A 13,169-nucleotide genomic window follows, 5' to 3' on the forward strand; every position below is an offset into this window, starting at 1 on the left:
ACCGGCACGGCTTCTGGGTGATCGCCGTCGCCTTCCTGACCGTCATGGCGTTCTCGACGGTCCCCACCCCGCTCTACGCGATCTACCAGGAGCGCGACGGCTTCCCCGCCGTCGTCGTGACGGTCGTCTTCGCCGCCTACGCGGTCGGAGTCGTCGCCAGCCTCTTCCTCGCGGGCCACGTCAGCGACTGGCTCGGCCGGCGCCGCATCCTGCTCGCGTCGATCCTCGTGGAGGTGCTCGCCGCCGTCGTGTTCCTGCTCTGGCCGGAGGTGCCCGGGCTGCTCGTCGCACGCCTGCTGACCGGCCTCGGAGTCGGCGCCCTCACGGCGACCGCGACCGCGCACCTGTCCGAGCTGCGCGCGGTGGCGCGTCCCGACGAGGGCCCGGGAACCTCGCGCGCCGTCTCGACCCTCGTCAACATGGGCGGACTCGCGCTCGGCCCGCTCGTCGGCGGGATCCTCGCCGTGACGGTCGACCGGCCGCTCGTCGTGCCCTACGAGGTCTTCCTCGTGCTGCTCGTCGTGCTGGGCGTCGCAGTGGCGCTGGTGCCGGAGACCGTCGAGCGCCGGGAGATCTTGCCCGCCTACCGCCCGCAGCGGCTCGCCGTCCCCGCCGAGTCGCGCGGCGCCTTCCTCTCGGCCGCGGTCGGCGCGTTCGCGGGCTTCGCCGTCTTCGGCCTCTTCACCTCGCTCGCCCCGACCTTCCTCGCCGTCCGCTTCGGCGAGACGTCGCACCTGCTCGCCGGCGCGGTGTCGTTCGGGGTCTTCGCCGCAGGAGCGGTGGCGCAGCTGGTGTCGGCACGGCTGTCCGCCCGCCCGGCGCTGCTGCTCTCGGCGGCCGCACTCACCGTCGGCCTCGTCCTGGTCGCGGTCGGCGCGGTCGCCGCCGCCGTCGCGCCCTTCGTGGCCGGGGGAGTGCTCGCCGGCGCCGGAGTCGGGCTCCTCTTCCGCCTGTCCCTCGCGGTCGCGGGCTCCCTCGCCTCCGACGCCGCGCGCGGCGAGGTGCTGGCAGGCATGTTCCTCGCGGCGTACCTCGGTCTCGCGGTGCCGGTCCTCGCGATCGGCGCCGCGCTGGCGTTCCTGCCCGCCGTCCCCGTCCTCCTCGCCTTCGTCGCCGTGGTGCTGGTGCTGGTGCTCGCCGCGATCGGCCGGATGCTCCGCTCCCGAGCCTGATCCGGGCACCTCGCGCAGGCCCGTCGGCGGTCACAATGGGGGCATGAAGCTCTTCTCCTTCGGCCGCGACCGCGACGACCAGAACCCCCTGCCCGCGAACGACCGCGGATCGGGGAAGCTCGACGACTACGACTACGACCTCCTGCCCAAGTCCCGCCGCGGGGACACGCTGCTCACCCTCGCCGACAGCACGCCGCACCAGGAGGAGCTCGCCCGGGTGCTCGCGCTCGGCGAGGACGAGATCACGGCGGTCATCCCGCGCCGCACCCTCGAGGAGGAGCGCGTGGACGCGCCCATGCCGGTCCGCCTGTTCGCGAACCACCGGCCCTCCGACCTCGTCGGCTTCGTGCCGCGCGGGCTCGAGAACGTCGTCGACGCGGCACTCTCGCGACTGTCGGAGGCGGGGAAGCAGCCTCGCGTGCCCGCTCGGATCGTGACGGTCAAGGGCGCGCTCCGGGTGCAGCTCCTGATGCACGAGACCCGCGGCTGACCGGCACCCTGCACCGCGCGGCGTCCGGCTTCCTGGCCCTGGAGCACCCGCCCTGATAGCATGAACCGGTTCCGAATCCGCAGCGGCCGCCGGCCGTCACCGGGTTCGAACCACGGAGCAGGCCGGCAGGAAGCTGGTCCTCGGTGGTGGAGTCCCGGTTCACAGGTGCGGCGTCGTCGCACAGGAGGCGACCCGGAGCTTTTCTACTGGTGGCCAGCACGAACGCCCTCCACACGACGGCACGGCGCGACGCCCTGCCGTGGAATCGTCTCGATTCCTGACCGGAACTCTGCCCCGACGAACGCCGGTGCCCAGAACGGGCGCCGCTGCATACGTTGAAGGAGACAGAACCTCTTGGAAGGTCCTGAAATCACATTCGCCGAAGCCGTTCTCGACAACGGCTCGTACGGCACCCGCACCGTCCGCTTCGAGACCGGCCGCCTCGCGCAGCAGGCTCAGGGAGCGGTCGCCGCGTACCTCGACGAGGACACGATGATCCTCTCGGCCACGTCGGCGTCGAAGAACCCGAAGGACAACTTCGACTTCTTCCCGCTGACCGTCGACGTCGAGGAGCGCTCCTATGCCGCCGGCAAGATCCCCGGCTCGTTCTTCCGCCGCGAGGGCCGCCCCTCCACCGAGGCGATCCTGGTCTGCCGTCTGATCGACCGGCCGCTGCGCCCCTCGTTCGTCGAGGGCCTGCGCAACGAGGTCCAGATCGTCATCACGGTCCTGAGCATCGCTCCCGACGAGTTCTACGACGCCCTCGCGATCAACGCCGCGAGCGCCTCGACCCAGATCTCGGGACTGCCTTTCTCGGGCCCCATCGCCGGTGTGCGCCTCGCGCTCATGTCGGACGGCTCGGGCAACGACCAGTGGATCGCGTTCCCCAAGGCCTCGCAGCTCGAGAACGCCGTCTTCGACCTCACCGTCGCGGGCCGCGTCGTCACCAACGAGGACGGATCCTCGGACGTCGCCATCATGATGGTCGAGGCCGAGGCGACCGAGGGCTCCTGGAACCTCATCAAGGCGGGCGCCACCAAGCCCGACGAGACCGTCGTGGCCCAGGGCCTCGAGGCCTCCAAGCCCTTCATCCGCGCGCTCGTCGAGGCGCAGGCGAAGATGGCCGCGAACACCGCGAAGCCCGTCAAGGACTACCCGGTGTTCCTGCCCTACGCGCAGGAGACCTACGACAACGTCGCCGAGCTCAGCTACGACGAGCTCGTCCGCATCTACTCGATCGCCGACAAGACCGAGCGCCAGGACGCCGATGACGTCCTCAAGGCGAAGGTCAAGGAGCAGATCGCCGAGCGCATCGCGTCCGGTCAGCTCTCGGCCGAGGCCTACGGACAGGTCTCCGCCGCCTACAAGGGCGTCACGAAGGTCGTCGTCCGCGGACGCATCCTCCGCGACGGCGTCCGCATCGACGGTCGCGGCCTGGCCGACATCCGTCCGCTCGACGCCGAGGTGCAGGTCATCCCGCGCGTCCACGGCTCGGCGATCTTCCAGCGCGGCGAGACCCAGATCATGGGCGTCACCACGCTGAACATGCTCAAGATGGAGCAGCAGATCGACTCGCTGTCGCCCGTCACCAAGAAGCGCTACCTGCACCACTACAACTTCCCGCCCTACTCGACCGGTGAGACCGGTCGCGTCGGGTCGCCGAAGCGTCGCGAGATCGGGCACGGCTTCCTCGCCGAGCGCGCCCTCGTGCCGGTGCTGCCCTCGCGCGAGGAGTTCCCCTACGCGATCCGCCAGGTGTCCGAGGCTCTCGGCTCCAACGGCTCGACGTCGATGGGCTCCGTCTGCGCCTCGACCCTGTCGCTCCTCAACGCCGGTGTGCCGCTGCGCGCCCCGGTCGCGGGCATCGCGATGGGCCTCGTGTCCGACGTCGTCGACGGTCAGACCCGCTACGCGGCGCTGACCGACATCCTGGGCGCCGAGGACGCGCTCGGCGACATGGACTTCAAGGTCGCCGGCACCGCCGAGTTCGTCACCGCGATCCAGCTCGACACGAAGCTCGACGGCATCCCGTCGTCGGTCCTCGACGCCGCGCTCAAGCAGGCCAAGGACGCGCGCAGCACGATCCTCGCCGTGCTCACGGCCGCGATCGACCAGCCCGACGAGATGGCCCCGACCGCGCCCCGCGTGATCTCGGTGCAGATCCCCGTCGACAAGATCGGCGAGCTGATCGGCCCCAAGGGCAAGACGATCAACGCGATCCAGGACGAGACCGGCGCCGACATCTCCATCGAGGAGGACGGCACCGTCTACATCGGCGCCGTCGACGGACCGTCGGCCGAGGCCGCCCGTGCCCAGGTCAACGCGATCGCGAACCCGACGAACCCCGAGGTCGGCGAGCAGTTCCTCGGAACCGTCGTCAAGCTCGCCACGTTCGGCGCGTTCGTCTCGCTGCTGCCCGGCAAGGACGGACTGCTGCACATCAGCGAGGTGCGCAAGCTCGCCGGTGGCAAGCGCGTCGAGAACGTCGAGGACGTCCTCGGAGTCGGCCAGAAGCTGCTCGTGCAGATCACCAAGATCGACGATCGCGGCAAGCTGTCCCTCGCGCCCGTCGTGGCCGAGGAGGCCGACGCCGAGGCGCCGGTCGAGGCTCCCGTCGAGAGCTGATCCCTCCCGCACGTCGTGACGCCCGTCCCACTCCGGTGGGGCGGGCGTCCGTCGTTCCCGGGCCGATGAGGTAGCGTGGCGGAACCGCGCCGTCGCACCGCCCCGACCGGAGGAACACCGTGACCGACCCGACGCCCCTGGCCCTCGAGCCGGAGACGCCTCCTGGGCCCCACCGCACTCTCGGTCTCACCGGCCTGCCCGTGCACCCGCTCGCCCTCGACGGCTCCGTCTTCGGTTGGGCCGCCGGCATCGACGACACCACCGAGGCGCTCGATGCGTTCGCCGCGCTCGGCGGCACGCTGATCTCGACCGCCGACCACTACGCCACGGGGCGCAGCGAGTACATGATCGGGCGCTGGCTCGAGGCGAGCGGTGCTCGCGAGCGCATGCTCGTCGCCACGAAGGTCGGCCGCCACCCGGATGCACCGGGCCTGGCGCCCGGAGATGTGCGAGCAGCCGTCGAGGGCAGCCTCGAGCGCCTGGGCACCCGCATCGATCTGCTCTCGTTCGACAGCGAGGACCCGGAGGTGCCGATCGAGAAGAGCCTCGCGGCCGTCGCCCCGTTCCTCGCGAACGGCTCCGTCGGCGCCCTCGGTGCCGCGCACTTCAGCGGCGAAGCTCTCGCCCGCGCACACGAGGTCGCGACCCTCCAGGGCCTCCCGGTCTTCTCTGTCGTGGTGGCCGAGTACAACCTCATGGAGCGCAAGCACTACGAGTCCGAGGTCGCCCCGGAGGTGGAGCGCCAGGGCCTGGGCACGCTCGCGCGTCTGCCGCTCGCGAGCGGCTTCCTCACGGGTGTCCTGCGCCACCGCTCGGACGAGCCGCAGTCGGTCATGTTCGAGGCGGCCCTCGATTACGTCGGGCGCCACGGCACGAAGGTGCTGGCCGTCCTCGACGAGGTCGCCGAGGCGCACGGCACGAACCCCGGCACCGTCGCCCTCGCCTGGGTGCTCTCGCACCAGGAGGTCTCGGCCGCGATCGTCCGCGCACGGGGCGCCGCCGAGCTCGAGTCCGTGTTCGGAGCGGCCGCCCTGCCGCTGACCCGCAGCGAGATCGCCCAGCTCGACCGCGCCTCCGCGTGAGGCGGGGGTCCCCGAGGACCCCCGCCCCCGGTCAGCGGCGCAGGATGCGCGCCTCCCACGGACCGAGCGTGGTTCCCGCGGCACCCGGGACGTTCCCGAGCACCGTCTCGGCGTCCGTCCACTCCTCGAGCAGCGGCACCTCGAGCGGCCCTCCCGAGACGTTGCCGACGACGAGCAGCTCGCTCGCGCCGGTGCGGGTGAACGCGAAGAGTGCCGGATGCTCGGGCTCGAGCAGCGAGAACCGGCCCAGCTGGACCGTCTCGTCGGCGTGCCGGAGCGCGATCAGCGCCCGGTAGTACTCGAAGACCGAGCGCTCCGCGGCGCGGTCGGCGGCCACGTTCAGCTCGGCGGAGTTGGGGTTCACCGGGATCCACGGCTCGCCCGTCGTGAACCCGGCGTTCCGGGTGCCGTCCCACTGCACCGGGGTTCGGGCGTTGTCGCGGCTCTGCGCGCGCAGTCCCGCCAGGACCTGCTCCGGGTCCTCGCCGCGGTCGCCGACCGCCTCGGCGTAGTAGTTCAGCGACTCGACGTCGCGGAAGTCCTCGATGCCCGAGAAGGGCACGTTCGTCATGCCGATCTCCTCGCCCTGGTAGATGTAGGGCGTGCCGCGCTGCAGGTGCAGGAGGGTGGCCCAGAGCGTCGCCGACTCGTAGCGGAACACTCCGTCGTCGCCGAAGCGCGACACCAGCCGCGGCTGGTCGTGGTTGTTCAGGTAGAGGCTGTTCCAGCCGCGCTCGGCGAGGCCGTCCTGCCAGCGGGCGAGATTCGCCTTGAGCGCGACCAGGTCCAGCGGCACCGGGTGGAACTTGTCGACGCCGTGGTCGATGCCGACGTGCTCGAACTGGAACACCATGTCGAGCTCGCGGCGCTCGGGATCGGTGACGAGGGCGGCCTCCTCGAGCGTCACTCCCGGCATCTCGCCGACCGTCAGGTACGCGCCCTCGCGGCCGGCGAACACGGCCTCGTTCATCTCGCGCAGGTACTCGTGCAGCCGCGGGCCGACTCCGCCGACGATGCCGCTCCCGCCGCCCGTCCCGTCGATCTCGTCGAGGTTCTTCGACACCAGGTTGATGACGTCCATCCGGAAGCCGTCGACGCCCCGGTCGAGCCAGCGGTTCATCATCGCGTGCACCGCGCGGCGCACCTCGGGGTTCTCCCAGTTGAGGTCGGGCTGCTGCACCGCGAACAGGTGGAGGAAGTACTCGTCCGTCGCGGCGTCCCGCGTCCAGGCAGGGCCGGAGAAGTACGAGCGCCAGCCGTTGGGCTCGGCGACCTCCAGGCCGGCTTCCGCGGCCGCGTCGAGCTCGGGCGACCCGCCCGCCGCAGCGCGTCCCTTCCGCCACCAGTACCAGTCGCGCTTCGGGTTCTCGCGCGAGGAGCGCGACTCGGCGAACCACGCGTGCTCGTCGCTCGTGTGGTTGACCACGAGGTCCATCACGATGCGGATGCCGCGCTCGTGCGCCTCGGCGAGCAGGAGGTCGAACTCCGCGAGGTCGCCGAAGAGGGGGTCGATGTCCTCGTAGTCCGAGATGTCGTAGCCGTTGTCGTGCTGCGGCGACGGGTAGACCGGCGACAGCCACACCACGTCGACGCCGAGATCGGCCAGGTGGTCGAGTCGGGAGCGGATGCCGCCGAGGTCGCCGATGCCGTCGCCGTTCGAGTCCGCGAACGAGCGGGGGTAGATCTGGTAGACGACGGCGCTGGTCCACCAGGGTGCGGACGGGGGCGGGGTGAGGGGCTCCATGAGGCCCGAATCTAGCCCCGGCGCGTGGTCGCGAAGGGGGCGCCGCACCGTCATCGGTGGACAGCGGAGGAGCTTCGCAGCGGGGGAGGAGTCGCCCGTGTAACGATCTGGTGAACCGTCCCGTACCGCCTCGCGGCGCCCGCTCGGCGCTCGACTACTCTCGGTCGTGGCGGGACCCGAGCCGCCGCAGGGAGAGTGGTGGCGTGCCGAGGCTGAAGGCCCGCGCGACGGTGAGGACTTCGCGTCACGGAGCACTCGCCACCGCGTCCGAGGGGTCCGTCGGCGACACCGGTCCGGTCGTCGCCCACACCGTGCGCCGCTCGCTGGGCGACTCCGCTCAGGCGCTGTTCCCCCTCCTGCTCGACGCCGCCGTCCTCGGTCGCCGGGGCGCGGAGGGCGGCCCCGAGCTGCTCGAGCGCTACGCGGCGTGGGGCGGGAACGGCGTCGTGGTCACCGACACCGCGGCCTCGGCCGCGGGCGAGGAGACGGTGGGGCGCTGGCTGGCGGGCCACCGCGATCGCGACCGCTTCCAGCTCCTCGGCCGCCTGGGACCCGGGGCCGGCGCCGAGCCCTCGCCCCGCGCCCTCGTCGCCCGGGTGGAGGAGTCGCTGCGGCGCCTGCGCACCGATCGCCTCGACGTCCTCTCCGTGCGCCCCGACGGCGCCGGGCGCCTCGACGAGCTCCTCAGTGCGGTGGAGGTGCTGCTGGCCCGCGGCCAGGTCCACACGGTCGTCGCCTCCGGATTCGCGCCCGAGGAGCTCTTCGAGGCGCGCGTGCTCGCCGGGCACGGCCTGCCCCGCTTCGCCGGGGTGGAGGTCCGCTACAGCCTGCTCGAGCGCTCGGAGGCCGAGGGGGACCTCGGGCTGGTGGCGTCCGGTCAGGGCCTCTCGGTCGTCTCGACGGCTCCTCTCGCGCACGGGTTCCTGCACGGCTCGGCGCGCACCCGCCGCGAGCTGCGCGCGCTGCCCGAGGGCGCTCTGGCATCGGTGCACCTGGGTCGGCGCGGGCGGCGGGTCCTCACGGCGCTCGATGCGATCGGCGCCGAGCTGTCGGCGAGCACCGCGGCCGTGGCGCTGGCCTGGCTGCTCGCCCGCCCCGGCGTGACGGCCGCATCCGTCGCGCCGTCCTCGCCGACCGAGATCGACACGCTCGTGCGCGCCGTCTCGATCGAGCTCGATGCTCCTCACCTGGCGGCGCTCGAGCGCGCTCAGCGCTGACCCGCCTCCCAACGCCGACGTCGGCGCCCGGTCATCTAGTGTGGGTCGGATGAACCACGGCGTCGCACTTCCCCTCGACCAGCCCGAGACGACGGTCCGGGCGGCAGGTGGATCGCTGGTCCGCCGCTCCGTCCTGCCCAGCGGCCTGCGCATCCTGAGCGAGGCCGTCCCGGGCGCCCGCAGCGCGACCATCGGCTTCTGGGTCGCCGCCGGGTCGCGCGACGAGCAGCCCGCCCGCGCTGCAGAGGGCGACCGCCCCGCCGCGCCGTCGAACTTCGGCTCGACCCACTTCCTCGAGCACCTGCTCTTCAAGGGCACGCGCTCGCGCTCGGCGCTCGACATCGCCGTGGCCTTCGACTCGGTGGGCGGGGAGCACAACGCGCTCACCGCCAAGGAGTACACCTGCTACTACGCCAAAGTGCAGGACCGCGACCTCCCGATGGCCGTCGAGGTCCTGGGCGACATGGTGACGTCGAGCCTCCTCGACCCCGACGAGTTCGAGACGGAGCGGGGGGTCATCCTCGAGGAGCTCGCCATGGCCGACGACGATCCGGCCGATGTGGCCGGAGAGCGCCTGTTCGAGGCGGTGTTCGGCGAGCACCCGCTCGGCCGTCCGATCGGCGGCAGCCCGCAGACCATCCGCGAGGCCACGCGCGAGGCGGTGTGGGCCCACTACCGCGCCGCCTACAGCCCGCGCGACCTCGTCGTGACGGTCGCCGGAGCCGTCGAGCACGAGTCGCTCGTGGCGCAGCTCGAGCGCGTGCTCCACTCCGACGGCTGGGACCTCTCGGTGCCGTCGGCGCCCGTCGCCCGGCGCGTGGGCCGCGAGGCGGCGTACGCGCGCGGCAGCGCGCTCTCGCTCGTGCACCGGCCGACCGAGCAGGCCAACGTCCTCATCGGCTTCCCGGGCCTCGCCGCCGCCGACGAGCGCCGCATGACGATGGGGGTGCTCAACTCGATCCTCGGCGGCGGGATGTCCTCCCGACTCTTCCAGGAGATCCGCGAGAAGCGGGGCCTCGCGTACTCGGTCTACTCGTTCGCACCGTCGTACTCTGACGCCGGCCTCTTCGGTCTGTACGCCGCCAGCACGCCGGCCAAGGCGGGAACCGTCGCCGAGCTGCTCGTCTCGGAGTTCCACCGCCTCGCCGAGGACGGTGTCTCCCGCGACGAGATCGCGAGGGCGCACGGGCAGCTGTCCGGTGCCGCGGCTCTGGCGCTCGAGGACTCCGACACGCGGATGTCGCGGCTGGGCCGCGCCGAGCTGACGTTCGGCGAGTTCGTCGACCTCGACGAGAGCCTGCGCCGTCTCGCGCGCGTCGGCGCGGAGGATGTCCAGGCTCTCGCGGCAGACTTGGCCGGGGGGCCTGCGTCGATCTCGGCGGTCGGCGCGGTCGACGCGTCGACCTTCGTCGGAGTCGTCGACACCGAGAGCGCTCCCGCCGTCTGATCCGTTCTCGCGAACGACAGTTCTCGCGAACGACCGCCCACCGCGCACCGTCGCGCCGCACCCGGGGGAGCCCCACGTGTCCCATTACATCTACCTCGTCCGTCACGGCGAGCAGCAGGACGCCGAGCACGGGATGCCCGACGGCCCGCTCTCGGCCCGGGGCGAGAGGCAGGCCCGTCTCATCGCCGAGCGGCTCGGCGGCGTCCCGTTCACCGGCGCCTGGCACTCCCCGCTGCGTCGGGCGGAGGAGACCGCCGCCCGGTTCCGGGCGGTGCTGCCCGGGCTCTCGATCGAGCCGTCGTCGCTGCTGTTCGACTGCATCCCGTCCGGGCCGACCCCCGACATGCCGCGCGCCTTCGACTCGTTCTTCGGCAGCGTCACTCCGGCCGAGATCGAGGCGGGCCACGCGCAGATGCAGGACGCCGTCTCCGAGTTCCTCGCCCCCTCGCGCGAGGACAGGCACGATCTCCTCATCACCCACAACTTCGTGATCGGCTGGTTCGTCCGCCACGTCTTCGACGCCCCGGACTGGCGCTGGCTCGGCGTCAACCAGGCCAACTGCGGCCTGACCATCATCCGCGTCCGCTCGCGCAAGCCCCCCGTGCTCGTCGTGCACAACGACCTCGCGCACCTCCCGGTGGAGCTGCGCACGGGACTGCCCGAGGCGCAGCCGTACTGAGCGCCGTGCTGCGGCCGGGATGCTCCGAGGACGAGGCGGCGTGCGTCGACCTCTGGTGCGACTCGGCCCGGGCGCGCGACGGCGCGCCTGTCGGCCCCGCCGTCCGCGCCCGGGCTCTCGCGAAGCTCGGCTCCGAGCGCATCGCGTTCCTCGTCGCGGACGAGGACGGCGCGCCGGTCGGCTTCGTGCTCGTCGGAGCCCCGGGGACCGGGTTCGCCACCGACCCGCCGGGCGCCGCGTACCTCTCGATGCTCGCCGTCCACCCCGACCGCTGGGGCCGCGGCCTCGGACGCGCGCTCTTGTTCGAGGCGGAGCACTCGGCCGCGCGGGTGGCCGACGAGGCGGTCCTGCACGTGCTGGAGGGCAACACGGCCGCACGCGGCCTCTACTCGACGAGCGGATGGACGCCGTCCGGTGCGCCGTTCGCGCACCCGGTCTCGGGAGCGCCGGTGCTGACGCTGGTGCGGCGCCTGCCCTCGTGAGCACCGCCGTTGTTACGCTGGCCGGGTGACTACTTCCGTCGCCGTCGTCGGCGCGTCCGGCCGACTCGGCTCCCTGACCTGCTCGCTCATCGAGGCCTCCGACGACTTCGAGCTGGTCGCCCGGCTCGGCTCCCGGAGCGACCCGGACGAGATGCTCGCTGCCGACGTGGTCGTCGACATGACGGTGCCCGCCGTCAGCCAGGGCATCGTGGACCTCGCCGTCGCGAACGGCCGGAAGGTGCTCGTCGGGACTTCCGGATGGACGGGCGACCGCATCGCGGCGCTGCGGCGCAGCGTCGAGGAGCAGCCGGACGCGGGAGTGGTGATCATCCCCAACTTCTCGCTCGGCTCCGTCGTCGCCACCGCCCTCGCCACGGTCGCCGCCCGCTTCTTCGACGCCGTCGAGATCGTCGAGACCCACGGTGCGCGCAAGGTCGACTCGCCCTCCGGCACGGCCGTCCGCACCGCCGAGCTCATCCTGCAGGCCCGGGCCGAGCTCGGACCGGTGCAGGCGCCGCACACCGACCAGCGCGCCCGCGGGCAGCAGGTCGCGAGCATCCCCGTGCACAGCCTGCGGCTGCCCGGGGTCGAGGCGCGCCAGGAGGTCGTCTTCGGCGGCACCGGAGAGACGGTCACGCTCCGGCACGACACGTCGTCGCCGGCGTCGTACGAGGCGGGCATCCTGAAGGCCCTGCAGGCGGTGCGCTCGACGACGGGCGTCGTCGTCGGACTCGACGCCCTGCTCGACCTCCGCGCGGCCTTCGATGCGGCGCCCCTCGCCGAGCGCGCCCCGGCCGAGCAGGTCCCGGCCGACGACGCACCCTCCGGTCAGGCCGCCGCCGCGACGAGCACCCCGTGAGGACCCGCATCGGCGTCGTCCTGATGGCGGTCCTGCTCGCCCTCTACCTCTTCGTCTGCCTGCAGTACTCCGTCGTCGCGTTCGCGGCGGGAACGGTCCCCGGCATCGTGATGGGTCTCGGACTGCTCATCCTCGGCGGTGTCGGCGTGTGGGGCCTCGTGCGTGAGCTGCTGTTCGGGCTGCGCGCCGAGCGGCTCGCCCGTCGGCTGGAGGCCGAGGACGCGCTGCCGCAGGAGGTCCTCGACTCCCGCGCGAGCGGGCGCCCGCTCCGGGAGGAGGCGGACACCCTCTTCCCGCGCTACGCCGCCGAGGTCGACGCCGATCCGAAGAGCTGGCGCGCCTGGTACCGCCTCGGGCTCGCCTACGACGCGAGCGGCGACCGCAAGCGCGCCCGCGGAGCGATCCGGACCTCCATCGGCCTCGAGAAGGACGCTCCGGCCTGAGCCGGAGCGTCGGCGCTCACGCCAGCACCCACTCCAGCGCCTCGGCGACCGTGCGGTGCCGGAAGACGAAGCCGTCGTCGAGGAGGCGCTGCGGGACGAGTCGCTGACTCGAGAGCAGCAGCTCGTGGCCGGCGTCGCGCAGTGCGAGCTCGATGACCTTCTCGGGCACCGGCAGCTTGAACGGCCGGTGCAGCTGCTCGGCCAGGGTGCTCATGATCTCGTTCGCGGTCGCCGGAGTCGGCCCGGCGAGGTTGACGGGACCAGAGAGCGTCGAGGTCAGGAGGTGGCGGATCGCCGCCGCCTCGTCGTACAGGCTGATCCACGGCCAGACCTGCTCGCCGCCGCCGAGCGGACCGCTGAGGCCGAGCTTCGTCAGGGGGAGCAGCGGCTTGAGTGCTCCGCCGCGACCCAGGACGAGACCGGTGCGGATCGTGGCGACGCGGGTCGACTCCGGTGCGAGGTGCGCCGCCTGCTCCCAGCGCTCGACGACGTCCGCCAGGAACCCGTCGCCGCGCGAGGACTCCTCCGTCAGCTCCTCACCGGGGCGGTCGCCGTAGAAGCCCACGGCCGAGGCGTTGAGCAGGATCGACGGGGGAGTCGCGGCCATCCGCATCGCGTCGGTGATGGTCTGCGTCGCCTGCACGCGCGAGTCGAGGATCTCGCGCTTGTAGGACGAGGTCCACGGCAGGCGGCTGATCGAGGCGCCCGAGAGGTTGATCACGGCGTCGACGCGGTCCAGCACGCTGAAGTCGAGCATGTGCGACGTCGGAGCCCAGTGGTACTCGTCCGCGCTCTCGGGCGCGTGGCGCACCAGGCGGAAGATCTCGTGGCCGTCGGCGCGCAGCTGCCGGGTCAGCTCGGAGCCGATCATGCCGCTCGCGCCCGAGATCAGCACCTTGAGAGGAGCGGCGGGAGCCGACGCAGCGGGG

12 protein-coding genes are annotated in these 13,169 nt (G+C 72.5%); 10 read left to right on the forward strand and 2 right to left on the reverse strand.

From position 1 onward, the window contains the following. From IOC53_RS17555 to IOC53_RS17570, 4 genes are all read left to right on the forward strand, one after another. Window positions 1-1,172 (forward strand): MFS transporter (locus tag IOC53_RS17555; RefSeq protein WP_207407762.1); only part of this gene is annotated, 1,172 nt, incomplete at its 5' end. A 43-nt stretch (window positions 1,173-1,215) separates the two neighbouring features. Continuing rightward, window positions 1,216-1,662 (forward strand): hypothetical protein, encoded by a 447-nt coding sequence (locus tag IOC53_RS17560; protein ID WP_207407764.1) that lies wholly within the window; start codon window positions 1,216-1,218, stop codon window positions 1,660-1,662. A 354-nt stretch (window positions 1,663-2,016) separates the two neighbouring features. Continuing rightward, the gene (locus tag IOC53_RS17565; protein ID WP_207407766.1) at window positions 2,017-4,287 is read left to right on the forward strand and encodes a polyribonucleotide nucleotidyltransferase; all 2,271 of its coding nucleotides are present in this window, start codon (window positions 2,017-2,019) and stop codon (window positions 4,285-4,287) included. Window positions 4,288-4,406: 119 nt separating this feature from the next. Next, window positions 4,407-5,369, forward strand: a complete 963-nt coding sequence (locus IOC53_RS17570) for an aldo/keto reductase (protein WP_207407768.1) — start codon at window positions 4,407-4,409, stop codon at window positions 5,367-5,369. A gap of 31 nt (window positions 5,370-5,400) precedes the next feature. Here IOC53_RS17570 and IOC53_RS17575 read toward each other — a convergent pair whose 3' ends face one another. Beyond that, window positions 5,401-7,113, reverse strand: a complete 1,713-nt coding sequence (locus IOC53_RS17575; protein WP_207407770.1) for an alpha-glucosidase — start codon at window positions 7,111-7,113, stop codon at window positions 5,401-5,403. 203 nt (window positions 7,114-7,316) lie between these two features. On the opposite strand from IOC53_RS17575, the gene IOC53_RS17580 reads away from it, so the two are divergent. The 6 genes from IOC53_RS17580 to IOC53_RS17605 all read left to right on the forward strand — a co-directional run bounded on the left by IOC53_RS17580 (window position 7,317) and on the right by IOC53_RS17605 (window position 12,240). Next, window positions 7,317-8,330 (forward strand): aldo/keto reductase, encoded by a 1,014-nt coding sequence (locus IOC53_RS17580; RefSeq protein ID WP_207407772.1) that lies wholly within the window; start codon window positions 7,317-7,319, stop codon window positions 8,328-8,330. 49 nt (window positions 8,331-8,379) lie between these two features. Continuing rightward, window positions 8,380-9,777 (forward strand): pitrilysin family protein, encoded by a 1,398-nt coding sequence (locus tag IOC53_RS17585; protein ID WP_207407774.1) that lies wholly within the window; start codon window positions 8,380-8,382, stop codon window positions 9,775-9,777. A gap of 76 nt (window positions 9,778-9,853) precedes the next feature. Further along, a complete protein-coding gene (locus IOC53_RS17590) occupies window positions 9,854-10,456 on the forward strand; it encodes a histidine phosphatase family protein (protein ID WP_207407775.1) in 603 nt (200 codons plus the stop codon). A gap of 5 nt (window positions 10,457-10,461) precedes the next feature. After that, entirely contained in the window at window positions 10,462-10,938 is a 477-nt protein-coding gene (locus tag IOC53_RS17595) for a GNAT family N-acetyltransferase (protein WP_207407776.1), read from the forward strand. A 25-nt stretch (window positions 10,939-10,963) separates the two neighbouring features. Beyond that, window positions 10,964-11,797 (forward strand): 4-hydroxy-tetrahydrodipicolinate reductase, encoded by an 834-nt coding sequence (gene dapB, locus IOC53_RS17600; protein ID WP_207407777.1) that lies wholly within the window; start codon window positions 10,964-10,966, stop codon window positions 11,795-11,797. After that, entirely contained in the window at window positions 11,794-12,240 is a 447-nt protein-coding gene (locus IOC53_RS17605; protein ID WP_207407778.1) for a hypothetical protein, read from the forward strand. Before dapB ends, IOC53_RS17605 begins: the two co-directional genes overlap by 4 nt. Before the next feature lie 16 nt (window positions 12,241-12,256). Here the strand turns inward: IOC53_RS17605 and IOC53_RS17610 are convergent. Beyond that, on the reverse strand, window positions 12,257-13,169 hold a 913-nt coding region (locus tag IOC53_RS17610; protein WP_242683495.1), incomplete at its 5' end, for a TIGR01777 family oxidoreductase.

The organism is Rathayibacter sp. SD072, assembly GCF_017355185.1.
Lineage (GTDB): Bacteria > Actinomycetota > Actinomycetes > Actinomycetales > Microbacteriaceae > Rathayibacter.